Origin of the sequence: Rhodanobacter glycinis, assembly GCF_900114325.1 — a bacterium.
Taxonomy (GTDB): Bacteria; Pseudomonadota; Gammaproteobacteria; order Xanthomonadales; family Rhodanobacteraceae; genus Rhodanobacter_A; species Rhodanobacter_A glycinis.
The window spans coordinates 162,799-186,640 of record NZ_FOSR01000006.1 but is presented as its reverse complement, the minus strand read 5'-3'; the positions used below and the strand labels follow the sequence as shown (position 1 = coordinate 186,640).

Sequence of the window (23,842 nt, the reverse complement as noted above, 5' to 3'; positions counted from 1 at the left end):
GGCGCCACGCGGGCCAGGGATGGCCCGCTCGTCACCCATCGCGCAGCGGTGGGTGACGGAGCCAAGGCCGGCAAGCCGGCCTTGGCGGGTCCGGGAAGGGCAGGATGCCCTTCCCGGGCATCAGGCAAGGCTCTGGCTTTTCTAGCTGACCGGCTGCCGCCGCAACGCTACAACCCGCATAACCTCTTCCTTTTTCAATCACATCCCTCTAAAATGCCGCGTTTACCGCGCACGGCCTCGTGCGTGCGGCCGGCGATTCCGGCAACTCTGGAGCTTTTACTATGGTCAAGATTCGTCTTTCGCGCGGTGGCGCCAAGGGCCGCCCGTTCTACCACGTCGTGGTCACCGATCAGCGCAACAAGCGCGACGGTCGCAACATCGAGAACGTCGGTTATTACAACCCGGTTGCCTCCGGCAAGGACAAGCGCCTCGAGCTGAACGTCGAGCGCGTCAAGGAATGGGTGGGCAAGGGCGCCCAGCTGACCGACAAGGTCGCCGCCCTGGTCAAGGAAGCCGGCAAGTTGCAGCAGGCTGCCTGAGTCCGTCTCGGTGACTGAGGTGACAGCCGGTCGGCGCGTCCTGGTCGGACGCATCGTCGGGCTGTATGGCGTGCAGGGCTGGCTCAAGATCGAATCCTGGACCGAGCCACGCACGCGCATCTTCGACTACCAGCCCTGGCTGCTTGCTACTGCGCCGGGTACGGAAACGGAGATGACCGGCGTCAAGGGACGCCCGCAGGGCAAGGGGCTGATCTGCCAATTGCCCGGCGTGGATGACCGTGACACGGCAGCTGCGCTGGTGGGAGTGGATATCCATGTCGCCCGCGAGCTGCTGCCGCCGCCCGGCAAGGACGAGTATTACTGGGTCGATCTTGAAGGACTCGAGGTCGTCACCACGGAAGGCGTGGCGCTGGGACGGGTGACTCATCTGTTCGCCACCGGTGCCAACGATGTCGTGGTGGTGAGGGACGGCGAGCGCGAGCGGCTGATTCCCTTCGTCCAGGGTGTTTATGTGCGTTCGGTGGATTTGTCCGGCGGGCGCATGGTGGTGGACTGGGACCCTGAATTCTGAACGTGCGGAGTTGAGGGTTCATGCGCATTGATGTCGTTACGCTGTTTCCCGACTTCGTGCGTCAGTGCGCTGCGGTAGGTGTGGTGGGACGCGCGCAGCAACGTCAGTTGTTGCAGGTGGAAACCTGGAATCCGCGCGACCATGCCACCGATCATTACCGTACCGTGGACGGCCGCACCTGTGGCGGCGGACCCGGGATGGTGATGCTGATCGAGCCTTTGCGGGCGGCCTTGCAGGCCATGCGCGAGGCGGCGCCGGAACCGGTGCATGTGATTTACCTCAGTCCGCAGGGAGCGCGGCTGACGCAGGGCAGGGTGGAAGCGCTGGCCAGACGGCCGCGAATCGCCTTGGTCTGCGGACGTTACGAAGGTGTGGATGAGCGCCTGCTGGCGCACGAGATCGACGAGGAGCTTTCCATCGGCGATTATGTGCTGTCCGGTGGCGAGCTGGGCGCTGCGGTGGTGATCGATGCCGTGGGGCGCTTGCAGGATGGCGCGTTGAACGACGCGCAATCGGCCGAGCAGGACTCGTTCTCGAACGGCTTGCTGGACTGCCCGCACTACACGAAGCCGGTGCATGACGCACTGGGCGACGTGCCGGAGGTGTTGCTCTCCGGCGACCACGCGGCGATTCGCCGCTGGCGCCTGAAGCAATCGCTGGGGCGAACCTGGCTGCGCCGTCCGGATCTGTTGGCGCAAGTTGTGCTGGATGATGAATCCCGCAGCTTGCTGGACGAATTCCGCCGCGAATACATGCGGCATGACCAAAGCGGCCCGAATGGCCGTGGTACCGAAATCTAATCAGGTGTTGCCATGAACAAGATCATCGAACAGTTCGAATCCGAGCAGATCACCCGCCAGCTGCCGGAATTCGGCCCCGGCGATACCGTGGTGGTCAACGTCAAGGTGAAGGAAGGCAATCGCGAGCGCGTGCAGGCTTTCGAGGGCGTGGTCATCGCCAAGCGCAGCCGCGGTCTGCATTCGGCCTTCACCGTGCGCAAGATCTCGCACGGCACCGGCGTGGAGCGTGTGTTCCAGGCGCACAGCCCGGCCATCGACTCGGTGTCGGTCAAGCGCAAGGGCAAGGTGCGTGGCGCCAAGCTGTATTACCTGCGTGGCCTGGAAGGCAAGGCTGCCCGCATCAAGGAAGACATCGCCGCCGTTTCTGCCGCCAAGGCTGCCGCCAAGGCCGCTGCTGCTGCCGCTGCGAAGTAATTCCTGTAACCGCCGGGCCAGTCATGGCCTGGCGGCAACAAAAAACCCGCGGATCACTCCGCGGGTTTTTTGTTGCCTGAAAGGAACGGCGCAGGCCCTGATTTTTCTTCCTCTCCCCTTCGGGGAGAGGATCGAGGTGAGGGGCGGGGCAGGCAGAGGCGTTGGGAAGGGCGAAACATCGCTCCGGTGGAATGCCGTCGCGAGGTTGTCCCCTCACCCCAATCCTCTCCCCAAAGGGGAGAGGGAGTCATTGGCCGTCAGGGCTTGATCGTCAGCAGCTGCGGTTCCTGCAGGAAGTTGCCCTGCACGAAGTCCACGCCGCAGGCGAACAGCAGCGAGGTGCTCGCGGCATCCTCCACCCATTCGGCGATCACCTGCTTCTTCAGTTCGTGCGCCTGCTGGCAGATCTCCGCGATCTTCTGCTGGTTCTCCGCCTGTTGCGGCAGGCCGGACATGTAGCTGCGGTCGATTTTCAGGTAGTCGGCCTCGACATGGCTGAGCAACTGGAATGAATTCAGGCCCGAACCGAATTGCTCCAGGGCAAAACGGCCGCCCAGTTTTTTCCAGCCCGCCACGAATTCCTGGGCGGGTCGAAGCAGGGTGACCACCTTGCTTTCGGTCATTTCCAGCACGATGCGGCCACGTTTCAATGCTGCCTGCTGCAGGCGCTTGGCCAGCCATGGCAGCAGCTCGGGGCGCTGCAGCGAGTCGGTGGTGAGCTTGACGAAGAAGGTGGTGGCGACGCCCTGGGTGTCGCGCGCCTGCAGGGCGGAGATCGCCTTGTCCAGCACCCAGCGGTCGATCTCGGCGGAGAGGCCGTGCTTCTCGGCGATCGGCATGAAGAAGCCCGGTTGCACTTCGCCTTGCGGGCCGTTCATGCGCAGCAGGATCTCCGAATAGTCGCCGTCGGCATCCTGCAGGCTGATGACGTGCTGGTGATGCAGCACGAACTCGTCCTGCACCAGAGCCTGGCGCAGTTGGGTCAGCCAGTTGCGCTCGCGTTCCTCGTCGGCCTTCTCGCGCGCGGTGGGATCGTGCAGGTCGCTGCGGTTGCCGCCCTGGCCCTGGGCGTTGCGCAAGGCTGTGCTGGCCTGGTTGAGCAACAATTCGGCGTTGGCGTTCTTCTCCGCCAGCAGGCTGCCGCCGATGCTGACGGTGAGCGTGATCGAGCGTTGCCCGGCATCGAAGATGCGTTCGGCGATCTGCTGCTGCAGGCCGGTGATCCAGGTCTTGATGGCCTCGTCGCTGCTGGAATGCAGCAATACGCCAAAGGTGTGCTCGGCGAGCAGGCCGGCCACGTCGTCGGGTCCGAGCAGGGCGCTGATCCGGGCCGCAATCCCGGCCAGCAACTCGTCGGCCTTGCCCAGGCCGATGCCGGCCACGGTGGCGTTCCAGTTGTCCGGCTCGATCAGCAACAGGGTCTGCCCCTTGCGGCCGCTTGCCGCCGCTGCCACGGCCTCGTCGATGAACTCCAGGGTGCGGGCGCGCAGGTAGAGCCCAGTGACCGGGTCGCGCTGCAACTGCTCCACCATCGCCGGGTCGATCAACTGGCGGCGGAACACGACCTGCAGGCAAGTCTCGCCCTCGAACGTGGCATGCGCGAACTCGATGGTGGCCGGGAAGGTGCTGCCATCCGCGCGCCGCGCGATCAGGTCCGTGTTCGGTGGTGCCTTCTCGTCGCGCGAATGGTTCTTCAGCAGGGTTTTCAGCGCGTCGGCGTATTCGTGGTTGATCAGGTCGAGGATGGGCAGGCCAAGCAGCTCGTCGAAATCCTCGTAACCGAAGGTGTCGAGGTAGGAGCGGTTGGCGCGCACGTGCATGCCTTCGTGCACGTAGGCGATGGCGTCGTTGGACGAGTCCAGCAGCGCATCGCAGCGACGCTCGGATTCGCGCAGCGCGCTTTCCAGCTTGCGTACCTGGCGGCGCGTGTTCAGCGAATCGAATTCGCGCTGCACCACGGTGATGAACTGGCGCGGCTGGCCGTGCGAGGCCACGCCGTGCACGCCGGCGGCGAACAGGTCGGAGACCGACTGCGCATCCATCTGCGCCACATTGGCGATCAAGGCCATGTCGCGGCCGCTGGCGTCGATCGCCTGGGCCACTTCACGCAATGGCAACGAGCCCACGCCGGGGTTGAACAGCACCAGGTCCGGGCCGAGCTCGTCCAGCGACTTTTTCAGCTGCTCGCTGTCCGTGGCCCGGGCGGGGCGCACGGCAATGCCGGCATTGCGGATGAGGCTGATGATCTGTTCCGCATCCTCGACCGAGTTTTCGATGAAGAGGATCTTGATGACGGCGTTGTTCTTCATGGGTGCATTGCGCTTCCGTGGAATGGGCTGAAACGGCGCATGTCAGGGTCACCATTCATTGCAGTATGCATGCGTTGTAACGGATTCCATGCGAGGAGGCCAGCGTGGAACCCTGCAACGGTGACGAATCTCATGGATGGGATGCCGTATCGCCTCACAGCGGACGTTTGGACGGATCGCCGCCCACTTCGCGCACCAGTTTCGGCACCAGGTAGCCGGGCAGGCGGCCGCGCAATTGCTCCATCAGCGCCAGGGCGCGGGCGTCGTCCACCTCGAAGTGGGCAGCACCCTGCACCCGGTCCAGTTGGTGCAGGTAATAGGGCAGCACGCCGGCGGCGAACATGCGTTCGGACAAGGCGGCCAGCGCGCCGGCTTCGTCGTTGACGCCACGCAGCAGCACCGACTGGTTGAGCAGCGTGGCACCGGCTTCGCGCAGGCGGGCGCAGGCGGCGTCGACCGAGACATCGAATTCGTTGGTGTGGTTGGCGTGCAGCACCACCACCTTCTGCAGTGGCAGGGCGGCGAGCCAGTCGGTGAAAGCCGCATCGATGCGCTCAGGCAGCACCACCGGCAGGCGGCTGTGGATGCGCAAACGGGTGACGTGCGGGATATCGGCCAGGCCCCGGCCCAGTTCCTCCAGCTTGCCGGTGGATAGCGCCAGCGGGTCGCCGCCGGAAAGGATCAGCTCGTTGATGCTGGGGTCCTGGCGCACATGCGCCAGCGCCTGGCGCCACTGGCCGGCCGCGGCCATCTCGTCGCCGTAGGGAAAGTGGCGGCGAAAGCAGTAGCGGCAGTTGATCGCGCAGCTGCCGCTGGCGATCAGCAAGGCGCGGCCCTGGTACTTGTGCAGCACGCCCCGGGCTTCGCGCGAGGCCATGTCGCCCACCGCGTCGGCGACGAAGCCGGGAACCTCGTCCAGTTCGGCCAGTTGCGGCAACACCTGCAGCAGCAGCGGGTCACGCGGGTCGCCGTGGCGCATGCGCGCCACGAAGCCGCGCGGCACGCGCAGGGCGAAGCCGGCGTCGGCAGGTGGCAGGCGGTCGGCCAGGTCGTCCAGCCCGAGCATTTCCAGCAGCTCGGTGGCGTTGGTGATGGCATGGCGCCAGAGCTCGCGCCAGTCCGTGGACGGCGACGATAGGCGAGTGACGGGGCTTGCGGTTATCATGATGGACCTTGGGCAGGCCAGCGGGCCTGTTGCAACCCCTTAATTCTAGCCGCCTCGTGCGGCAGTTTTGACTCTGGAGCACACACGCATGGCCACCGCCGGACTCAACGACGTCAAGAAGGGCATGAAAATCCTTCACAACAACGACCCGTGGGTCATCACCGAAGCCGAGTTCATCAAGCCTGGCAAGGGCCAGGCGTTCACCCGCATCTTCATCCGCAACCTGAAGACCGGCCGCACCTCCGAGCAGACGATGAAGTCCAGCGACTCGTACGAAGTCGCCGACGTCACCGATACCGACATGCAGTACCTGTACTCGGATGGCGAATACTGGCACTTCATGCAGCCGGATACCTTCGAGCAGCACCAGGCCGGCAAGGCCGGCATGGGTGAAACCTCGAAGTGGCTGAAGGGCGAGGAAGAGTGCGTGGTGACCCTGTTCAACGGCGAGATCATCGCGGTGCAGGCGCCGAACTTCGTCGAGCTGAAGATCACCGAGACCGACCCCGGCGTGCGCGGCGACACCTCCGGCGGCGGCGGCAAGCCGGCCACGCTGGAAACCGGTGCCGTCGTGCGTGTGCCGCTGTTCGTGAACCAGGAAGAACTCATCAAGGTCGACACCCGTACTGGCGAATACGTCGGTCGCGTCGGCAAGTGACGCAACGGCCCGCGCGCTTGCGCGCGGCTTGCCGCTGCGTCACCCCGGCGCAGGCCGGGGTCCAGTGAGGTACTCGTGCGAAGCACGCATTTCCAATTCGTGTGCTTTGCACGAGTATCAGACTGGATTCCAGCTTCTGCTGGAATGACAGCCAAAGGGGCGGCGCCGCAAGGTCAGCCGCCCTTTGCGTATTCGAACCACGGAGCTTCAAAGCCATGACTGAAACCCAGCCCAAGTCCGTCGACCTGTTGATCGAAGCCCGCTGGGTGGTACCGGTGGAACCCCATGGCGTGGTCCTGGAAAATCACGCGGTGGCGGTTGATGGCGACCATATCGTCGCGCTGTTGCCCATCGACGAAGCCCGTCGCGCCTATGTGCCGCGCGAAACGATCAGCCTGGGCGAGCACGCCCTGATCCCTGGCCTGGTCAACAGTCATACGCACAACCCGATGACCTTGTTGCGCGGTCTGGCCGACGATCTGCCGCTGATGGTGTGGCTGCAGCAACACATCTGGCCGGCCGAGGCCAAGGTGATGGGGCCGGAGTTCGTGCGCGACGGCGTGGAGCTGGCGGTGGCCGAAATGTTGCGCGGCGGTACCACCTGCGCCAACGAGAACTACTTCTTCCCGGATGCCATCGGTGCCACCTATCGCAAGCTCGGTTTCCGTGCCGTGGTCGGTCTGCCGGTGATCGAATTTCCCACCGCCTGGGCCAAGACGCAGGACGAATACTTCGAGCGCGCCTGCGAAGTGCACGACAGCTTCCGCGGCGACGCGCTGCTCGGCACGGCGTTTGTCCCGCATGCGCCGTACACGGTGTCCGACGAAAGCTTCGAGCGCATCCGCGTGCTGGCCGACCAGCTCGACATCCCCGTGCATCTGCATACGCACGAGACCGCGCAGGAAGTCGAGGACGAAAAGAAAAAGAGCGGCCTGCGCCCGTTCCAGCGCCTGCAGAAGCTGGGCGTGGTCAACGATCGCCTGATTGCCGTGCACATGACCCAGCTGACCGACGGCGAGATCGCCGCCTGCGTCGAGGCGGGCGTGTCGGTGGTGCATTGCCCGGAGTCCAATCTCAAGCTGGCTTCCGGCTTCTGCCAGGCGGAGAAATTGCGCAAGGCCGGCGTCAACCTGGCACTGGGTACCGATGGCTGCGCGTCCAACAACGACCTGGACATGTTCGGCGAAATGCGCACCGCCGCGCTGCTGGCCAAGGCCGTAGCGGGCGATGCCGCTGCCTTCGATGCCCCCTTCGCCTTGCGCGCAGCGACGCTCAACGGTGCGAAGGCGATGGGCCTGGATGCGAAGATCGGCTCGATCGAGCCGGGCAAGCAGGCCGATCTCGCCGCCGTGCGGCTGGACGATCTGGAGACGCAACCGCTGTTCAACGTACCCTCGCAGCTGGTTTATGCCACCGGCCGCCACCAGGTCACCGACGTGTGGATTGCCGGCCGCCGCAAGCTCGCCGGTCGCGTGCTGGTCGACATGGACGTCGATGGCATGCTGGCCCGTACCCGCGCCTGGCGCGAGCGTATCGCCGCGCATTGAACGTTCACCCAGCCATCAGCGCGAAAATCAGGAAGCGGCCATCCGTGGCCGAACTTTTCAAGTGAGCCCTTCGATGAATCGTTATCTGGTAATCCTCATCCGCCGGCCGCAGTGCGATCCCGCCGTGGTTCCGCTGCACCAGCAGTTCCTGGCCGAGCTGCGCGAGCAGGGGCGCAACGAGATGTCCGGCCCGTTCGGCGACAAGACCGGCGGCGCCTATCTGCTGCGCGCCGAATCGCTGGACGATGCCCTGGCCATTGCCCATCGCGATCCCGCCCATGTCAGTGGCGGCTGGGACATCATGGTACGCGAATGGTTGGCGGTTTAGCTTTTGCATGCCTCGCATGAATGCGAGGATCGAAAAGCGGCCATGCATGGCCGTGCCTCTCGAACAGTCACATGTACTCATCGTGGACTCGAACATGATCACCGACAACGTCAGCCATGACGAGATCGCCCGCTTCGGCAAACTGGCCTCGCGCTGGTGGGATCCGGATGGCGAGTCGCGTCCGTTGCACGACCTCAATCCCGTGCGTGCCGGCTACGTGGCCGGTCGCGTCGACCTGCGTGGCGCGAAGGTGGCCGATGTCGGCTGCGGCGGCGGCTTGCTCAGCGAATCGCTGGCGCGTGCCGGCGCCCAGGTGACCGGCATCGACCTTGGCGACAAGGTGATCGCCACCGCGAAACTGCATCTGCACGAGTCGGAACTGGTCGTGGATTACCGCGTGCAGTCTTCGGCGCAGCTTGCCGCCGCCGAGCCGGCGGCCTTCGACGCGGTGTGCTGCATGGAAATGATCGAGCACGTACCCGATCCGGCCGCGCTGGTGAATGATCTCGCCGCGATGCTCAAGCCCGGCGGCCGGCTGTTCATGTCCACGCTCAACCGCACGCCGGCGGCGTTTGGCGCCGCCATCCTCGGTGCCGAATACATCACTCGCATGCTGCCGCGCGGCACGCATCACTACGCGCAATTCCTCAAGCCGTCCGAACTGGGTCGCCTGCTTCGCCATGCGGGGCTGGAGCTGGAGGACGTCTCCGGCCTCGGCTACAACCCGCTTACCCGCAAGGCCTGGCTGAGCCGCATCACCGCGGTGAATTACCTGTTGTGTGCAAGGAAGCCTGCATGAAGTCGTTGCCCGCCGATGTGCAGGCCGTGCTGTTCGATCTCGACGGCACCTTGCTCGACAGTGCCGCCGATCTCTATGCCGCACTGCAGATTTATTGCGACGAGGTGGGGGCGGCTGCGCCACCCTACGATGTCGTGCGCGAAGTGGTCTCGCGCGGCGGTCGCGCGATCCTGCGCTGCGCGTTTGCCGAAGATGACGAGGCCTTGCTGGTGCGCATGCCGCGCTACCTGGATATCTATGCGGGCATCATGGCGCAGCACACGCGCCCGTTCGACGGCATCGAGCCGCTGCTGGCGGCGATCGAGGCACGCGATCTGCGCTGGGGCATCGTCACCAACAAGCCCGGCTTCCTCACCGAGGAACTGATCAAGCGGATGGATTGGGACCTGCGCGCCAGCGCCGTGGTCTGCGGCGACACGCTGCCGGTGAAGAAGCCCGATCCGGCCCCGGTGCTGCTGGCGTGCGAGCGTGCCGGCGTCGAGCCCGCGCGCTGCCTGTTCGTCGGCGATGATCGTCGTGACGTGCAGGCCGGCCGCGACGCCGGGTTGTACACCGTGGCGGTCCGTTGGGGCTACCTGGACGGCGGCAATCCGGACGAGTGGGGTGCCGATGCCGTGTTCGACCACCCGCGCCAGCTTGCCGAGCTGCTCGGCCTCGAGGTCACGGCGTGAGCGATCTGCCGGCATCCCAGGGGGCGTTGCGCAGTTACGTCGACAAGTGGCTGGCAGTGCAGCCGCAGCAGCGCATCGCGCTGGCGTTCGTCGATCCGGTGAAATATCCGGGACATATCGCCCTGGCCGCGCTGGAGCAGGAGTTGCTGGCCGCCGCCTACGGCATTCGCGAACCGCAAGTGGCGATGGGCAAACTCAACTGGTGGGCCGAGGAGTTGTCCGGTGCCGCGGCCAGCGGTGGCCGCCATCCGCTGACCCAGGCCTTGTTTGCGGACGAGCGTGCGGCGGCGCTGCCGGGCGAACTCTGGTTGGCCCCCGTGCTTGCCGCGATGGCGCAGTTGGAAGAGGGCACGGCGGCGGATTTTTCCGCGCAACTGGCCGCCGCCGAATCCCTGCATGGCGCGTTGGCGTCGCTGGAGACGGCCTGGTGGTTCGGCATCGAGGCGGCGCCGGCTCGCGCTTCGCGGGTGGCCGTGCTGGCCCATCTGCTGCACGCCTTGCGCCGCCTGCAGGACGATGCCGGGCGCGATCGCCTGCCATTGCCGATGGCGTGCCTGGCACGTTTCGGGCTCAGTCGCAGCCAGTTGGGCCAGCGCAGCAAGGCGCGCGATCAGGCGATTCAGTCGCAGCTGGCCGATTTGCGCGCGGCGTGGCGCGAGGCGTCGCGCCTGCCGGGGCCGCTCAGTGTCTTCCGCGGGCTGGAGTCGGCGGGCGGGGAAAAGCTGGCGCGGCGTGCGGCGCGAGCGGACGATCCGTTGGCCGTATTGCAGCAAGGCGCCTCGACCAAGGGCTTTGGCGTGGCGCTGGCTTCCTGGCGCCTGGCGCGCCAATGGCATCGTCTTGCCGGTTGAATGGCGTTTCCCGCCGCCGATAACGCAGCGTTTCCGTTTTGCTTCTATTGAGCGCGGCCGATCTGCCCCAAAATGAAAGGTCTCGCAGCGGCTTGTCCGCCGATTACAGGAAAGATCATGCACAGCCACGAAAACACCACCCGCCTGATGCCCGATGTCGCCGCCCAGGCGCAGCCGCATCTGACCGGTGCGCTGGATTGGGTGGGCATGGACAACATCGAGGTGCCGGTGCATTTCGATGCAGGCGATGGCGAGGTGCAGCGCACGAATGCCCAGGTCGGTGCCTTCGTCAACCTGGTGCAGGCAGACAAGCGCGGCATCCACATGTCGCGGCTGTACCTGCTGGTCGATCGTCACCTCGGCACGCAGCCGCTGAGCGTGGCCGCGCTGCGGGACTTGCTGGATGCGTTCCTCGAATCGCACAAGGGTCTTTCCGACCGCGCCCGCCTCAGCATCCGTTTCGACGTGCTGGTGCGGCGCGCGGCCCTGCGCAGCGCCAACAGCGGCTGGCGCAGCTACCCGGTGTCGATCGAAGCCAGCCTTGGCCCGGACGGTTTCCGGCTGGAGCTGGGTACCGAAGCGGTTTACTCCTCCACCTGCCCGGCCTCGGCGGCGTTGGCGCGGCAGTTGATCCAGGAACAGTTCGCCAGGGATTTCCAGGCCGGCCAGGCGCTCGACCACGCCGCGGTGCAGGCGTGGCTGGGCACGGAGCAGGGCATCGTCGCCACCCCGCATGCGCAGCGCAGCGTGGCCCGGTTGCTGGTGCGCCTGGTCGATGGCGCCTCCTTCAACCTGCTCGATACGCTCGATCGCGTCGAACAGGCGCTGGGCACCGCGGTGCAGACGGCAGTGAAACGCGAGGACGAACAGGCCTTCGCGCTGGCCAACGGCTGCAATCTGATGTTCTGCGAGGATGCTGCACGGCGCATCCAGAAAGCGCTCGACGTCGACGAGCGCCTTGCCGACTTCCATGTCCGCGTCGAGCATCAGGAAAGCCTGCACCCGCACGACGCCGTGGCCTATGCCAGCAAGGGCGTGCCGGGCGGTTTCGGTTCCTGATGGCGGTGGCGTCAATCAGTGGACGTGGTCCGAGTCTTCCGGATGGCGGCAGCGGACGAAGTGGAAATGTTCGGGTACCGGGTCGTTGCCGCCGTCGCACAACGGCTGGCAGCGCAGCAGGCGCCAACCGGCCAGCAAGCCTCCACGCCATGGACCGAAGCGCACGACCGCGATCCGTGCATAATCGGAGCAGCTGGGGTGGAATCGGCAGCGCGGCCCCAGCAGCGGACTCAGCCAGCGCTTGTAGAAAGCCAGCAGGAGCAGTATCAATCGAGTCATGGCATTCACGCTGCCGGCACCGCTTGTGGCATGTAGTGTTGCAAGTATTCCAGACGCGTGGTTGCCGGTGGGGGATACATAGGCTATAACACCGGGCCGCCACGGCCAAAATTGGTGAAGGGATATGGCGAAAACGACACGTAGTTCGACCGCCGCCAAACCGCAGAAAGCGAAGGCTGCGGGCAAGGCGAAAGACGTACGAAAGAGCAAGCCCAAGGCTGCCGTCAAGCCTGCACGAGCCAGCGCCGCGCCGAAGAAGGCTGCAGCGAGTCGCAAGGCCGTGCCGAAGACGGCCGTCGCCAAGAAGTCCGTTGCCGGCAAGCCGGCGACAAAAAAGGCCACGGCACCCGCCAAGGGCAAGCCGGCGGCCAAGACGGCCAGGAAGCCGGCGCCCGTGAAGAAGCCGGTGGCAAAAAAGGCGGCACCGAAGAAGGTGGCGCCGAAGAAAGCCCCGGTCAGCAAGACCTCCGCGACGAAGGTCGCCAAGAAGGCCACGGCCGCGGCCCACAAGCCTGCTGCCAAGCCAGCGAAATCTGCCGTCAAGGCTTCCCGGCCGACCAAGCCGGTGGCCAAGGCGGCGCCGGTTCACAAGGCTGCCCATCCGGCAGCGGCGAAGCCGGCACCATCGAAGCCCGCTGCAGCCCCCGCCAAGGGTCATGCGACGGGTCACGCCGTGGCGTCCCCGCGCGTGGCATCCGCCACCGCACGCCACGACACTTCCACGACAAAGAAGCCAACGCAGTCATCGATGAATAAAAGCGCAACCGTTCTAGACAATGGCGTGACCAAGGAAGACGGGCGTTACGCCCTGCCTTCCACGATCACGATCGATTTGCCCAAAGGGTATCGCCCGACTCCCGACGAGGAGTACATGGGTCCCCGCCAGCTTGCCTATTTCCGCAACAAGTTGCGCGACTGGCGCGACCAGCTGGTGGAAGAGTCCCGCCAGACCATGGAAAACCTGCGCGACGAAGTGCGGGACGTGGGCGATGAAGCCGAGCGCGCCACCCGCGAGACCGAAAACTCGCTGGAACTGCGCACGCGCGACCGTTACCGCAAGCTGATCTCCAAGATCGACAAGGCCTTGCGCCGGATCGAGGAAGGGCGTTACGGCTATTGCGAGGAGACCGACGAGGAAATCGGCGTCGATCGCCTGGATGCCCGCCCGATCGCCACGCTGTCGCTGGATGCGCAGGAGCGTCGCGAGCACCTGCAGAAGCAGATGGGCGACTGAGTACGTCGTTCTTCGCGTCGCCCAGCAAAAAGCCCCGCTCGAAGCGGGGCTTTTTGCTGGAGAAGTGAGTGAAGAGGAGTGAGAAGTGAGAGCGAGCAGTCCACGCTGCCGCGGCTTTCTCTCACTCCTCACTTCTCTCCACTCACTCCTGATTCGCCACGGCCGCGGCATATTCCTTCAGTTTCGCCAGCGTCGAGGCGAGCCCGTTCGAGCGGGTGGGCGACAGGTGCCTGGCCAGGCCGATGGACTGGATGAACTCCGGTTCGGTGGCCAGGATCTCGGCCGCCGAGCGATCGGAGTAGACGCGCAGCACCAGCATCAGCAGGCCGGAAACGATGGCCGAATCGCTGACGGCGTCGAAGTGCATGCAATCGGCGTTGCCGCTGGGTACCAGCCAGACCATCGACTGGCAACCGAGCACGCGATGCTCTTCGGATTTGTATTCGTCGGGAAACGGCGGCAATTGCCGGCCGAGGTCGATCAGGTACTGGTAGCGTTCGCTCCAGTCGCCGAAGAAGGCGAATTCGTCGGCGATATCCTGCTGTACCTGCGCGGCGCTGGTGGTGATGGTGTCGTTCATGTGCGCATTATCGCGCATGCCGCGAGCCGGGTCAGGCGAAGTGTCGTCGCGGGTCTTGCTCCACGCCGTGACGTGCGGCTCCTCCCCTGCAAGCAGGGGAGGGTGTCTGGTGCGGGCGCTCAGCTTTTCTGCACGCTCCAGCGGGTGCCTTGCGCGCCGTCCTCGATGACGACGCCCATGCCCGCCAGTTCGCCACGGATCGCATCGGCCCGGGCAAAGTCACGTGCGGCGCGGGCGGCCTGGCGTTGCTCGATCAGGGCTTCCACGCGTGCGGGATCGATGTCGCTGCCGCCGGCTTGCCGGAACCACGCTTCGGCATCCTGCTGCAGCAGGCCAAGCAAGGCGCCGCCGCCGAGCAGGGCGGCCTTGGCTTCAGGCGTGCGTTGCTGGCGCGCGGCATCGGCCAGCACGGCCAGTTCGGCCAGCGCCTGTGGCGTGTTCAGGTCGTCACACAGGGCGGCTTCCATGCGTTCGGGCACGGGCAGGCGGGTGGCGTCGATGGCGACGTCGGCCAGATCGCGCAACACGCGATACCAGCCGTCCAGCGTGCTCGCGGTCTGGGCGAGGGCGTTGTCGGACCAGTCCAGCGGCTGCCGGTAGTGGCCGCGCAGCAGCAGCAGGCGCAGTGCTTCCGGGCGATGCTGCTTCAGCAGCTGGTGCAGGACCAGCACGTTGCCCAGCGACTTGGACATCTTGCGACCGTCGAAGGTCAGCATGCCGTTGTGCATCCACCAGCGGGCGAAGGTCTTGCCGCCGTGGGCGCAGGTGGACTGGGCGATCTCGTTCTCGTGGTGCGGAAACAGCAGGTCTACGCCACCGGCATGGATGTCGATGGTCTCGCCCAGCTGCGCGGCGCACATCGCCGAGCACTCGATGTGCCAGCCGGGGCGGCCGCGGCCCCACGGGCTGTCCCAGCCGGGTTGCTCGGGCGTGGACGGTTTCCACAGCACGAAGTCGCCCGGTGACTTCTTGTACGGTGCCACCTCGACGCGGGCGCCGGCGATCAATTCGTCGGTATCGCGGCCGGACAGCGCGCCATAGGCGGCATACGAACCCACGTCGAACAGCACGTGGCCTTCGGCGGCATAAGCGTGGCCGCTGGCGATCAGCGACTCGCTCATCGCGATGATCTCGCCGATATGCGCGGTGGCGTGGGGTTCGAGATCCGGCGGGGCAATGCCGAGCCGGGCCATGTCCTCGCGATAGGCGCCGGCATAGCGGTCGGTGATGGTGCTGATCGGCACGCCTTCAGCCTGGGCCGCGGCGTTGATCTTGTCTTCCACGTCGGTGATGTTGCGGGCGTAGACCACGTTCGGGTAGTGCCGCCGCAGCAAGCGCACCAGCACGTCGAACACCACCGGGCCGCGCGCGTTGCCGATATGCACGTAGTTGTAGACCGTTGGGCCGCACAGGTACACGGTCACCCGATCGGGATCGAGCGGGGTGAACGGTTCGGTGTGGCGGGTCAGGCTGTTGTAGAGCGAAATGGGCATCGGCGGAATTCGTGGCGGTGATCGGCGGGCGGCGTCGGTGGACGGAGCTGGTTCGGGCCAGCCCCGCATCTTAACAAGCTGTAAGCGCAACTGCCGCGGGCGTCCGGTTCTAAGCCGCGATTCAGCGAAGGTTTGTTGCAATCGGGTCAGAAGCGCGAAGAAGCGTCCAGATATCCCCGATTGGAGGTCGAAATGACCCGCATATGGCTTTCCGCACTGGTCCTGGCTCTTGTGGCCACCACTGCATTTGCGCAGGACGCGCGCTACCCGAACCAGGACGCCGGCGACAATTCCCATTACGGCTGGGCCAACGTGCTGCGCGTCGATCCGGTCTACGGCATCACTCGCACCAATGTCCCCAGCCAGCAGTGCTACAACCAGCCGGTGGTGCGGGAGGATCGTGGCAACAGCACGGCCGGTACGCTGCTCGGTGCGGTGGTGGGTGGCGTGCTCGGCCACACCATCGGCAAGGGCGACGGCCGCACTGCCGCCACCGTGGTTGGGGCGGTGGCGGGTGGCGCGGTGGGCAATCGCGCGTCCGACCATGGTGGTACCTACGAAGGCAGCGAGACGCGTTGCCAGCAGGTCAATACGGTGAGCGAACAGCGCCGGATCGTGGGCTACAACGTGGAATATCGCTATCGCGGCGAGGTCTACATGTCGCAACTGAGCTACGACCCGGGCGATCGCCTGCGCGTGCGGGTCAGCGTGACGCCGGCCGACTGATGCCGATGGCGCCGCCTCCGGGCGGCGTCCAGCCCTTGGCTGGCGGGCCTTGCCGATTATTGTTGCAAGGCAGCGAAATTCCCGTCATGATGCAGCCTCGCCTGTCCGGAACCACCATGTCTTCAGCCGTCTATACCGCTACCGTACTCACCAGCGCCCGCATGGCCGCTGGCATGACGTCGCGTGCGCGCCGACCGCTGGACCGACAACGGGCCGGGTAGGCTGTCGCACGCGTTACATGTGCATTGACGACAAAAACCCGGCCCCTGCGCCGGGTTTTTTTGTGGATTTTTTCGTGCGGATCCGTCCGCTAGTCTCCCGATTCCCATGCCGGAAACAGTGAAGAAGGCCAACGACACCATGACCCTCCGCCATTTCATCACCACCCAGGATTACAGCCGCGCCGAGATCGATGCGCTGCTGGAGCAGGCTGTGGCGTTCAAGCGTTCGCCCGCCGGCGCGCAGCTGGCCGGCAAGTCCGTCGCGTTGCTGTTCTTCAATCCGTCGATGCGCACCCGCACCAGCTTCGAACTGGGCACGTTCCAGCTTGGCGGTCATGCCGTGGTGCTGTCGCCCGGCAAGGATGCATGGCCGATCGAGTTCGAGGTGGGCACCGTGATGGATGGCGACACCGAGGAGCACGTCGCGGAGGTGGCGCGGGTGTTGTCGCGCTATGTCGACCTGATCGCGGTGCGCGCATTTCCGAAATTCCAGGACTGGGCGGTGGATCGGCAGGACACGGTCATCAAGTCGTTCGCGAAATATGCCACGGTGCCGGTGATCAACATGGAGACGATCACCCATCCCTGCCAGGAGCTGGCCCACGCGCTGGCGATGAAGGAACACCTGGGCAGCCTGCAGAACAAGAAATACGTGCTGACCTGGACCTACCATCCCAAGCCGCTGAACACGGCGGTGGCCAACTCGGCCCTGCTGATCGCCACCAAGATGGGCATGGACGTGACCCTGCTGTGCCCCACGCCGGATTATGTGCTGGATGAGCGCTACATGGCGTTTGGCCGTCTGAATGCCGAGCAGAACGGCGGCTCGCTGAAGGTCAGTCACGACATCGAGGAAGCCTACTCGGGTGCCCATGTGGTGTACGCCAAGAGCTGGGGCGCGTTGCCGTACTTCGGCAAATGGGAGCAGGAAAAGCCGATCCGCGATGCGCACAAGCACTTCATCGTGGACGAGGCGAAGATGGCGCTGACCGACCACGGCCTGTTCAGCCACTGCCTGCCGTTGCGCCGGAACATCAAGGCGACCGATGCGGTGATGGACTCGCCCGCCTGCATCGCCATCGACGAAGCCGAGAACCGCCTGCACGTGCAGAAGGCGGTGATGGCGTTGCTGGCCGGACAGGGCTGAGCGCCACGCCATGTACATGCCCAGGCACTACCAGGAGACGCGGAGCGAGGCCTTGCACGGGCTGGTTGACGCCTATCCGTTTGCCACCGTGGTAACGCATGCCGACGGAGAACTGACGGCCAACCACCTGCCGTTCGAGCGGGTGGGCGCGGTGCTGCATGGCCACGTGGCCCGCGGCAACGAGATGGCGGCGCTGGATGGCGCGCCGGTGCTGGTGATCTTTCGCGGGCCGCACGGCTATGTCAGTCCGAACTGGTACCTGACCAAGCACGAGACCGGACGTGAAGTGCCCACCTGGAACTACGCGGTGGTGCACGTGCATGGCCGGCTCAAGGTGATCGAGGATGCGACGTGGCTGCGTGCCTTGCTGGAGCGGCTCACCGATCGTCATGAAGCCAGCGAGCCCGCGCCATGGCATGTCAGTGATGCGCCGGAAGACCACATCGAGAAGTCGCTGCGTGCCATCGTCGGCATCGAGATCGCCATCGAGCGCATCGAGGGCAAGTTCAAGCTGAGCCAGAACCACCCCGAACGCAATCGCCTCGGCGTGATCGCCGGGTTGCGCCGCCGCGATGGCGACGGTGATGCGGAACTCGCGGACTGGATGGCCACGCAGGAGACATCGAAGCCATGAACCATGCGCACCACTATCGCGTCGACGTGGAGTGGACCGGCAACCAGGGCAGCGGCACGTCCGGTTACCGTGCCTACCGCCGCGACCACGATATCCGCATTGCCGGCAAACCGGCGCTGGCCGGCTCGTCCGACCCCAGCTTCCATGGCGATGCCTCGCGGCACAATCCCGAGGACATGCTGCTGGCCGCGCTGTCGAGTTGCCACATGCTGTCCTATCTGCACATGGCCACCGTGGCGGGCGTGGTGGTCACGGCCTACGTCGACACCGCCGAAGGCACGATGCAGACCGAGGGCGATGCCGGTCGGTTCACCGAAGTCGTGTTGCGCCCGGTGGTCACCATCAGCGCCGCCAGCGATCCGGCCAAGGCCGAGGTCGCCCACGAAACCGCGCACCACGCCTGCTTCATCGCCAACTCCGTGAGTTTCCCGGTGCGCTGCGAACCGCGCATCGTTGTTGAATCCCCCTGATCACCGCCACTTTTCCAGGACCCAAGCAAGCCATGAGCAAAGATATCGTTCTCGCCTTTTCCGGCGGCCTCGACACCAGTTTCTGCGTGCCCTACCTGAAGGAGCGCGGTTGGGCCGTGCATACCGTGTTCGCCGACACCGGCGGCGTGGACGCGGAGGAGCGCGCTTTCATCGAAAACCGCGCGAAGGAACTGGGCGTGGCCAGTCACGTCACCGTGGACGGCGGCCCGGCGATCTGGAGCGGCTTCGTCAAGCCGTTCGTGTGGGCGGGCGAGGGTTACCAGGGCCAGTATCCGCTGCTGGTGTCCGACCGCTACCTGATCGTCGAAGCCGCGCTCAAGCGCGCTGCCGAACTGGGCACCAAGGCGATCGCACACGGCTGCACCGGCATGGGCAACGACCAGGTGCGCTTCGACCTGACGGTGAAATCGCTGGGCGATTACCAGATCGTGGCGCCGATCCGCGAGATCCAGAAGGAGCACACGCAGACGCGTGCCTACGAGCAGGCCTTCCTGGAAGAACGCGGCTTCGGTGTGCGTGCCAAGCAGCAGGCCTACACCATCAACGAGAATCTGCTTGGCCTGACCATGTCCGGCGGCGAGATCGACAAGTGGCAGGCGCCGGGCGAAGGCGCGGTGGGCTGGTGCAAACCGCGTGCCGAATGGCCGTCCAAACCGTTGCGGGTGAAGATCGGTTTCGTCAACGGCGAGGCGGTCACGCTGGATGGCGAGAAGCTCGCGGGCCACACCATGCTGGCTCGGTTGAACGGCCTGTTCGCGCCGTACGGCGTGGGTCGTGGCGTCTACACCGGCGATACCACCATCGGCCTGAAGGGTCGCATCATCTATGAAGCCCCGGGCCTGATCAGCCTGCTCACCGCACACCGTGCGCTGGAAGAGGCCGTGCTCAGCAAGCAGCAGAACCGCTTCAAGCCCGAGGTGGCGCGCAAGTGGGTGGAAATCGTCTACGAAGGCTTCTTCCACGACCCGCTGAAGACCGACCTGGAAGCGTTCCTCGCGTCCAGCCAGTCCACCGTCAACGGCGAAGTCACGCTGGAGACGCAGGGTGGCGTGGTCAACGCCGTGGCGGTCGAGTCGAAGCACATCCTCAACGCCAAGGGCGCCACCTACGCGCAATCGGCGGACTGGGGCGTGGAGGAAGCCGAGGGCTTCATCAAGCTGTTCGGCATGAGCAGCACGTTGTGGGCAGAGGTCAACCGCTGATGAGCGCGTTGCTCGACGCCACGCTGGATCACTTGCGTGCGCTGGTTGGTTTCGACACGCGCAATCCACCGCGCGCGATCGATACCGGCGGCATCTTCGACTATCTGCGTGCGCAGTTGCCCGGCTTCGCGGTGACGGTGACCGACTTCGGCGCCGGCGCCGTGTCGCTGCACGCGGTGCGCGGCACGCCGCGTTACCTGTTCAACGTGCATCTGGACACGGTGCCGGATTCGCCGGCGTGGACGGCCGATCCACACACGTTGCGGGTGACGGACAAGCATGCGATCGGCCTGGGCGCCTGCGACATCAAGGGCGCGGCTGCGGCCTTGCTGGCGGTGGCGAACGCCAGTGACGGCGACATGGCGCTGCTGTTTTCCACCGACGAAGAAGCCAACGATCCGCGTTGCATCGCTGGCTTTTTGCATGCTTTTCCCCATCTCCCGAAGAGAGACGGGTGCTATCAAGCGGTGATCGTGGCCGAGCCGACCAAGGGCGAAGTGGTGCTGGCGCATCGCGGCATCCAGTCGGTGCTGATGCGCTTTGCCGGCCACGCCGGCCATGCCTCGGGCGAGCAGAAAGCCGGCGACAGCGCGTTGCACCAGGCGGTGCGCTGGGGCGATGCCGCGCTGGATTTCGTGGCGGCGCAATCGCACGAACGCTTCGGTGGGCTGACCGGGCTGCGCTTCAATATTGGCCGCATCGAAGGCGGCATCAAGGCGAACATGATCGCGCCCACCGCCGAAGTGCGTTTCGGCATGCGGCCGTTGCCGACGATGCATCCGGATACCTTGCTGCAGCAACTGCGCGCTCTGGCCGAACCGGAGCCGGCGCACTTCGAGGAAACCTTCCGTGGCCCGTCGTTGCCCGCCGGAGATACGGCGCGCGCCGAAGAGCGTCGCCTGGCCGCGCGCGACATTGCCGATGAACTGGAACTCCCGGTGGGCAACGCCGTGGATTTCTGGACCGAGGCCGCGCTGTTCTCGGCGGCGGGTCATCTCGCTTTCGTCTACGGTCCCGGCGATATCGCGCAGGCGCATTCCGCCGACGAATGGGTCGAACTCGACCAGTTGCAGCGCTATGCCGAATCCATCCAGCGGATCGTCGACCGTGGCCTCGCCTGAGTTTTTCCCACCCGGCACGCGGGCGCATCGTGATGCGATGGCGCCGTGGCGTGCCGCTTTCAACCTTGCCCACTTTGCCCTCAACCGGCTTGCGGCGCAGATCGCCTGAATCATGACGAACGAAACCAACACCCGAAAAACCATCGTGCGCCTGCTGTCGAGCATGGGCAGTGCGAAGGAGATCCAGCAGTACCTCAAGCGGTTCTCGCAACTCGACGCCAAACGCTTTGCGGTGGTGAAGGTGGGCGGTGCCGTCTTGCGCGACGAACTGGCCGATCTGACATCGTCGCTGACCTTCCTGCAACAGGTGGGGCTGACTCCCATCGTGCTGCACGGCGCCGGTCCACAGCTGGACGAGGAACTGGCCGCCGCCGGCATCGAGAAGGAGACCGTGAACGGCCTCCGCGTCACCTCGCCGAAGGCGCTGGGCATCGTGCGGCGCGTGTTCCAGCAGCAGAACCTGAAGCTGGTCGAGGCGCTGCAGGCGATGGATACACGCGCCACCGCGGTGCCCTCGGGCGTGTTCATGGCCAGCTATCTGGATCGCGATACGTTCGGCATGGTCGGCAAGGTGGAGAGCATCAACCTGGCCGCCATCGACGCCAGCCTGCGCGCCAATTCGATCCCGGTGATCGCCAGCCTCGGCGAGACGGACGAGGGCCAGATCCTCAACATCAACGCCGACTTCGCCGCCAACGAGCTCGTGCGCATGTTGCAGCCGTACAAGATCGTGTTCCTGACCGGTACCGGTGGTCTGCTCGACGACAAGGGCGAGGTGATCGATTCGATCAACCTCAGTACCGAGTTCGAGCATTTGATGGCACAGCCGTGGATCAATGGCGGCATGCGCCTGAAGATCGAGCAGATCGCGGATTTGCTGAGCGGTCTGCCGCTGACCTCGTCGGTCTCGATCACGCGGCCGTCCGAGCTGGCCAAGGAGCTGTTCACCCACAAGGGCTCGGGCACGCTGGTGCGACGGGGTGAGAAGGTATTGCGCTTCGAGTCGTGGGCGGGCGTGGACAAGGCGCGCATGCGCGAGCTGATCGAGTCCAGCTTCGGCCGGCGGCTGGTGGACGATTATTTCGAACGCACGCGGGCCTTCCGCATCTATGTCAGCGAAAACTACCGTGCCGCGATGATCCTGACGATGGAAGGCAAGTTGCCGTACCTGGACAAGTTCGCCGTGCTCGACGACGCGCAGGGCGAAGGCCTGGGGCGCGCGGTGTGGCAGGTGATGCGAGAGGAGAACCCGTCGCTGTTCTGGCGCTCGCGCAATGGCAACCCGGTCAATCATTTCTATTACGCCGAGTCCGACGGCTGCATGAAGCAGCCGCGCTGGAAGGTGTTCTGGTACGGGCTGGAGGATATGGAAACCATCGCCCGTTGCGTGGACCATTGCGCACAACGGCAAGCAACCCTGGTGGATTGACGATGAGCCAATTCCTTTCCCCGATCGTGCTCGAAGGTCGCCATGTGCGGCTGGAATCGCTGGCGCACGAACATATCGAATCGCTGCAACGTGCGACGGCCGACGGCGAACTGTGGAAGCTCTGGTACACCGCCGTGCCGACGCCGGACGGCGTGGCCGCCTATGTCGAAGAGGCGCTGGCGATGCAGGCCGAAGGCAGTGCACTGCCGTTCGCCGTGCGTTCGCTGGCATCGGGCGATATCGTGGGTTGCACCCGGCTGTGTCACGCCGATGCGGTGAACCGCCACGTGGAAATCGGTTACACCTGGTATGCGGCCAGCGTGCAGCGCTCGGGTGTGAACACCGAATGCAAATGGCTGCTGTTGCGCCATGCCTTCGAAACGTTGCACTGCATCCGCGTGGAATTGCGCACGCATTGGCACAACCAGACCAGTCGCGCCGCGATTGCACGACTGGGTGCGAAGCAGGATGGCGTGCTGCGCAACGATCGCATCCTGTCTGACGGCAGTTACCGCGATACCGTGGTGTTTTCCATCATCGAATCGGAATGGCCGGCCGTGAAGCGGCATCTGGCCTTCAAGCTGGAACGGGGCAACAACGCATGAGCAACAAGAAAACCATCGGTATCGTCGGGGCTCGTGGCCATACCGGCACCGAGCTGATCCGCATGATTGCGGCGCACCCCGCGCTGGAATTGACCTTCGTCTCCTCGCGCGAGCTGGATGGCCAGCGCGTGGCCGAACACAACGACGTTTACGTGGGCGAGCTGTGCTTCGAGGCGCTTGATCCCGCCGCAGTGGCGGCCAAGCGTGCCGACGTGGTGATCCTGGCGTTGCCCAACGGCAAGGCGGCTCCGTACGTCGAAGCGATTGACGCCGCTGCGCCCGAGACCCTGATCCTCGATCTTTCCGCGGATTACCGCTTCGACAAGAGCTGGTATTACGGCCTGCCCGAACTGACCCGAGACAAGTGGCGCGGCAACGGTACCGATAGAATCAGGCACATCAGCAACCCCGGCTGCTACGCCACTGCGATGCAGCTTTCCATCGCGCCCTTGAAGGATCTGCTGGCCGCGCCGCCAGTGTGTTTCGGCGTCTCCGGTTATTCCGGTGCGGGCACCACGCCTTCGGACAAGAATGATCCGGAGAAGCTGCGCGACAATTTGATGCCGTATGCGCTCACCGGCCACGGGCACGAAAAGGAGGCCAGCTTCCAGCTTGGCCTGCCGGTGGAATTCATGCCACACGTGGCGCCGCATTTCCGTGGCCTTACCGTCACCACCAATCTTTATCTCGTGCGCCAGGTGAAGCGCGAGGACGTGCTCGCGCGTTTCCGCCAGGCCTACGGCGCCGAGCCATTGGTGAAAGTACTCGACGAAGCACCGTGGGTCAGTCGAATTGCCGATCGCCACCATGCCGAAATCGGCGGTTTCGCGGTGTCGGCCGATGGCAAACGCGTGGTGATCGTGGCCACGCTGGACAACCTGCTGAAGGGCGCGGCCACCCAGGCGATGCAGAACATCAATCGGGCGATTGGCGTGGACGAGCTCACCGCCATTCCCGTGAACTCGTAGGAGCGCACCCTGTGCGCGACTTGCATTCCCGAAATCCATA

The 23,842-nt window shown here is 65.2% G+C and carries 26 protein-coding genes; 21 read left to right on the top strand and 5 right to left on the bottom strand.

Annotated features, from left to right (window positions below; genetic code table 11):
- Positions 1–281 precede the first annotated feature (281 nt).
- From rpsP to rplS, 4 genes are read left to right on the top strand one after another with little or no spacing between them, the layout of a single operon-like run.
- Positions 282–539 (top strand): 30S ribosomal protein S16, encoded by a 258-nt coding sequence (gene rpsP / locus BMY90_RS08720; protein WP_008214775.1) that lies wholly within the window; start codon positions 282–284, stop codon positions 537–539.
- Between the two features lie 10 nt (positions 540–549).
- Positions 550–1,071, top strand: a complete 522-nt coding sequence (gene rimM / locus BMY90_RS08715) for a ribosome maturation factor RimM (protein WP_175481540.1) — start codon at positions 550–552, stop codon at positions 1,069–1,071.
- Between the two features lie 20 nt (positions 1,072–1,091).
- Complete coding sequence (gene trmD, locus BMY90_RS08710; RefSeq protein WP_092703300.1) at positions 1,092–1,871, top strand: tRNA (guanosine(37)-N1)-methyltransferase TrmD; 780 nt, start codon at positions 1,092–1,094, stop codon at positions 1,869–1,871.
- Between the two features lie 12 nt (positions 1,872–1,883).
- Positions 1,884–2,285, top strand: a complete 402-nt coding sequence (gene rplS / locus BMY90_RS08705; protein ID WP_008214779.1) for a 50S ribosomal protein L19 — start codon at positions 1,884–1,886, stop codon at positions 2,283–2,285.
- A 257-nt stretch (positions 2,286–2,542) separates the two neighbouring features.
- Here the strand turns inward: rplS and BMY90_RS08700 are convergent, their stop codons facing one another.
- Both BMY90_RS08700 and epmB read right to left on the bottom strand, forming a co-directional pair.
- Complete coding sequence (locus tag BMY90_RS08700) at positions 2,543–4,594, bottom strand: EAL domain-containing response regulator (RefSeq protein ID WP_092703298.1); 2,052 nt, start codon at positions 4,592–4,594, stop codon at positions 2,543–2,545.
- Positions 4,595–4,748: 154 nt separating this feature from the next.
- On the bottom strand, positions 4,749–5,759 hold the full coding sequence (gene epmB, locus BMY90_RS08695) for an EF-P beta-lysylation protein EpmB (RefSeq protein ID WP_092703296.1): 1,011 nt from the start codon (positions 5,757–5,759) through the stop codon (positions 4,749–4,751).
- An 88-nt stretch (positions 5,760–5,847) separates the two neighbouring features.
- Between epmB and efp the strand changes: the two genes are divergently transcribed.
- The 7 genes from efp (at position 5,848) to folE2 (ending at position 11,672) form a co-directional block, all read left to right on the top strand.
- On the top strand, positions 5,848–6,417 hold the full coding sequence (gene efp, locus BMY90_RS08690) for an elongation factor P (protein WP_008207630.1): 570 nt from the start codon (positions 5,848–5,850) through the stop codon (positions 6,415–6,417).
- Between the two features lie 215 nt (positions 6,418–6,632).
- Positions 6,633–7,964, top strand: coding sequence for a TRZ/ATZ family hydrolase (locus BMY90_RS08685; protein WP_008207629.1), 1,332 nt, complete (start codon positions 6,633–6,635; stop codon positions 7,962–7,964).
- A gap of 73 nt (positions 7,965–8,037) precedes the next feature.
- Positions 8,038–8,292, top strand: a complete 255-nt coding sequence (locus tag BMY90_RS08680) for a YciI family protein (protein WP_092703294.1) — start codon at positions 8,038–8,040, stop codon at positions 8,290–8,292.
- Positions 8,293–8,386: 94 nt separating this feature from the next.
- The gene (gene ubiG / locus BMY90_RS08675) at positions 8,387–9,091 is read left to right on the top strand and encodes a bifunctional 2-polyprenyl-6-hydroxyphenol methylase/3-demethylubiquinol 3-O-methyltransferase UbiG (RefSeq protein WP_037097910.1); all 705 of its coding nucleotides are present in this window, start codon (positions 8,387–8,389) and stop codon (positions 9,089–9,091) included.
- Positions 9,088–9,762, top strand: a complete 675-nt coding sequence (locus BMY90_RS08670; RefSeq protein WP_008207626.1) for an HAD-IA family hydrolase — start codon at positions 9,088–9,090, stop codon at positions 9,760–9,762. Before ubiG ends, BMY90_RS08670 begins: the two co-directional genes overlap by 4 nt.
- Positions 9,759–10,613, top strand: coding sequence for a squalene/phytoene synthase family protein (locus BMY90_RS08665; protein ID WP_092703292.1), 855 nt, complete (start codon positions 9,759–9,761; stop codon positions 10,611–10,613). The genes BMY90_RS08670 and BMY90_RS08665 overlap by 4 nt, the downstream gene beginning before the upstream one ends.
- A 117-nt stretch (positions 10,614–10,730) precedes the next feature.
- The gene (folE2, locus tag BMY90_RS08660; protein ID WP_008207624.1) at positions 10,731–11,672 is read left to right on the top strand and encodes a GTP cyclohydrolase FolE2; all 942 of its coding nucleotides are present in this window, start codon (positions 10,731–10,733) and stop codon (positions 11,670–11,672) included.
- Between the two features lie 15 nt (positions 11,673–11,687).
- Here the strand turns inward: folE2 and yidD are convergent, their stop codons facing one another.
- On the bottom strand, positions 11,688–11,951 hold the full coding sequence (yidD, locus tag BMY90_RS08655; protein WP_008207623.1) for a membrane protein insertion efficiency factor YidD: 264 nt from the start codon (positions 11,949–11,951) through the stop codon (positions 11,688–11,690).
- A gap of 124 nt (positions 11,952–12,075) precedes the next feature.
- Here yidD and dksA point away from each other — a divergent pair, with 124 nt between their 5' ends.
- Positions 12,076–13,185 (top strand): RNA polymerase-binding protein DksA, encoded by a 1,110-nt coding sequence (gene dksA, locus BMY90_RS17410; RefSeq protein WP_245734992.1) that lies wholly within the window; start codon positions 12,076–12,078, stop codon positions 13,183–13,185.
- Positions 13,186–13,327: 142 nt separating this feature from the next.
- Here dksA and BMY90_RS08645 read toward each other — a convergent pair whose 3' ends face one another.
- Positions 13,328–13,765, bottom strand: a complete 438-nt coding sequence (locus tag BMY90_RS08645) for a SufE family protein (protein WP_008207621.1) — start codon at positions 13,763–13,765, stop codon at positions 13,328–13,330.
- 119 nt (positions 13,766–13,884) lie between these two features.
- A complete protein-coding gene (gene cysS / locus BMY90_RS08640) occupies positions 13,885–15,258 on the bottom strand; it encodes a cysteine--tRNA ligase (protein ID WP_092703290.1) in 1,374 nt (457 codons plus the stop codon).
- A 192-nt stretch (positions 15,259–15,450) separates the two neighbouring features.
- On the opposite strand from cysS, the gene BMY90_RS08635 reads away from it, so the two are divergent.
- The 9 genes from BMY90_RS08635 to argC all read left to right on the top strand — a co-directional run bounded on the left by BMY90_RS08635 (position 15,451) and on the right by argC (position 23,802).
- Positions 15,451–15,984: a glycine zipper 2TM domain-containing protein gene (locus BMY90_RS08635; protein WP_008207619.1), complete on the top strand. Its 534-nt coding sequence runs from the start codon at positions 15,451–15,453 to the stop codon at positions 15,982–15,984.
- Positions 15,985–16,344: 360 nt separating this feature from the next.
- Positions 16,345–17,352, top strand: a complete 1,008-nt coding sequence (locus BMY90_RS08630) for an N-acetylornithine carbamoyltransferase (RefSeq protein ID WP_092703364.1) — start codon at positions 16,345–16,347, stop codon at positions 17,350–17,352.
- 10 nt (positions 17,353–17,362) lie between these two features.
- The gene (locus BMY90_RS08625; RefSeq protein WP_092703288.1) at positions 17,363–17,986 is read left to right on the top strand and encodes an FMN-binding negative transcriptional regulator; all 624 of its coding nucleotides are present in this window, start codon (positions 17,363–17,365) and stop codon (positions 17,984–17,986) included.
- Positions 17,983–18,456: an OsmC family protein gene (locus BMY90_RS08620; protein WP_092703286.1), complete on the top strand. Its 474-nt coding sequence runs from the start codon at positions 17,983–17,985 to the stop codon at positions 18,454–18,456. The genes BMY90_RS08625 and BMY90_RS08620 overlap by 4 nt, the downstream gene beginning before the upstream one ends.
- Before the next feature lie 32 nt (positions 18,457–18,488).
- Positions 18,489–19,679 (top strand): argininosuccinate synthase, encoded by a 1,191-nt coding sequence (locus tag BMY90_RS08615; protein WP_092703284.1) that lies wholly within the window; start codon positions 18,489–18,491, stop codon positions 19,677–19,679.
- Positions 19,679–20,800, top strand: coding sequence for an acetylornithine deacetylase (locus BMY90_RS08610; protein WP_092703282.1), 1,122 nt, complete (start codon positions 19,679–19,681; stop codon positions 20,798–20,800). The genes BMY90_RS08615 and BMY90_RS08610 overlap by 1 nt, the downstream gene beginning before the upstream one ends.
- Before the next feature lie 112 nt (positions 20,801–20,912).
- Positions 20,913–22,229, top strand: a complete 1,317-nt coding sequence (locus tag BMY90_RS08605) for an acetylglutamate kinase (protein WP_092703280.1) — start codon at positions 20,913–20,915, stop codon at positions 22,227–22,229.
- A 2-nt stretch (positions 22,230–22,231) separates the two neighbouring features.
- Positions 22,232–22,834 (top strand): GNAT family N-acetyltransferase, encoded by a 603-nt coding sequence (locus BMY90_RS08600; RefSeq protein WP_092703278.1) that lies wholly within the window; start codon positions 22,232–22,234, stop codon positions 22,832–22,834.
- Complete coding sequence (gene argC, locus BMY90_RS08595) at positions 22,831–23,802, top strand: N-acetyl-gamma-glutamyl-phosphate reductase (protein WP_092703276.1); 972 nt, start codon at positions 22,831–22,833, stop codon at positions 23,800–23,802. The genes BMY90_RS08600 and argC overlap by 4 nt, the downstream gene beginning before the upstream one ends.
- Positions 23,803–23,842: the final 40 nt, after the last annotated feature.

Coding starts and splice junctions, on each gene's coding strand:
- BMY90_RS08685 (WP_008207629.1), top strand. CDS start 6,633: ATGACTGAAACCCAGCCCAAGTCCGTCGACCTGTTGATCGAAGCCCGC.
- yidD (WP_008207623.1), bottom strand. CDS start 11,951: ATGACTCGATTGATACTGCTCCTGCTGGCTTTCTACAAGCGCTGGCTG.
- BMY90_RS08615 (WP_092703284.1), top strand. CDS start 18,489: ATGAGCAAAGATATCGTTCTCGCCTTTTCCGGCGGCCTCGACACCAGT.
- rpsP (WP_008214775.1), top strand. CDS start 282: ATGGTCAAGATTCGTCTTTCGCGCGGTGGCGCCAAGGGCCGCCCGTTC.
- efp (WP_008207630.1), top strand. CDS start 5,848: ATGGCCACCGCCGGACTCAACGACGTCAAGAAGGGCATGAAAATCCTT.
- BMY90_RS08680 (WP_092703294.1), top strand. CDS start 8,038: ATGAATCGTTATCTGGTAATCCTCATCCGCCGGCCGCAGTGCGATCCC.
- BMY90_RS08625 (WP_092703288.1), top strand. CDS start 17,363: ATGTACATGCCCAGGCACTACCAGGAGACGCGGAGCGAGGCCTTGCAC.
- dksA (WP_245734992.1), top strand. CDS start 12,076: ATGGCGAAAACGACACGTAGTTCGACCGCCGCCAAACCGCAGAAAGCG.
- BMY90_RS08605 (WP_092703280.1), top strand. CDS start 20,913: ATGACGAACGAAACCAACACCCGAAAAACCATCGTGCGCCTGCTGTCG.
- argC (WP_092703276.1), top strand. CDS start 22,831: ATGAGCAACAAGAAAACCATCGGTATCGTCGGGGCTCGTGGCCATACC.
- folE2 (WP_008207624.1), top strand. CDS start 10,731: ATGCACAGCCACGAAAACACCACCCGCCTGATGCCCGATGTCGCCGCC.
- ubiG (WP_037097910.1), top strand. CDS start 8,387: ATGATCACCGACAACGTCAGCCATGACGAGATCGCCCGCTTCGGCAAA.
- BMY90_RS08620 (WP_092703286.1), top strand. CDS start 17,983: ATGAACCATGCGCACCACTATCGCGTCGACGTGGAGTGGACCGGCAAC.
- BMY90_RS08630 (WP_092703364.1), top strand. CDS start 16,345: ATGACCCTCCGCCATTTCATCACCACCCAGGATTACAGCCGCGCCGAG.
- rplS (WP_008214779.1), top strand. CDS start 1,884: ATGAACAAGATCATCGAACAGTTCGAATCCGAGCAGATCACCCGCCAG.
- BMY90_RS08670 (WP_008207626.1), top strand. CDS start 9,088: ATGAAGTCGTTGCCCGCCGATGTGCAGGCCGTGCTGTTCGATCTCGAC.
- cysS (WP_092703290.1), bottom strand. CDS start 15,258: ATGCCCATTTCGCTCTACAACAGCCTGACCCGCCACACCGAACCGTTC.
- BMY90_RS08600 (WP_092703278.1), top strand. CDS start 22,232: ATGAGCCAATTCCTTTCCCCGATCGTGCTCGAAGGTCGCCATGTGCGG.
- BMY90_RS08700 (WP_092703298.1), bottom strand. CDS start 4,594: ATGAAGAACAACGCCGTCATCAAGATCCTCTTCATCGAAAACTCGGTC.
- BMY90_RS08610 (WP_092703282.1), top strand. CDS start 19,679: ATGAGCGCGTTGCTCGACGCCACGCTGGATCACTTGCGTGCGCTGGTT.
- epmB (WP_092703296.1), bottom strand. CDS start 5,759: ATGATAACCGCAAGCCCCGTCACTCGCCTATCGTCGCCGTCCACGGAC.
- BMY90_RS08635 (WP_008207619.1), top strand. CDS start 15,451: ATGACCCGCATATGGCTTTCCGCACTGGTCCTGGCTCTTGTGGCCACC.
- trmD (WP_092703300.1), top strand. CDS start 1,092: ATGCGCATTGATGTCGTTACGCTGTTTCCCGACTTCGTGCGTCAGTGC.
- BMY90_RS08645 (WP_008207621.1), bottom strand. CDS start 13,765: ATGAACGACACCATCACCACCAGCGCCGCGCAGGTACAGCAGGATATC.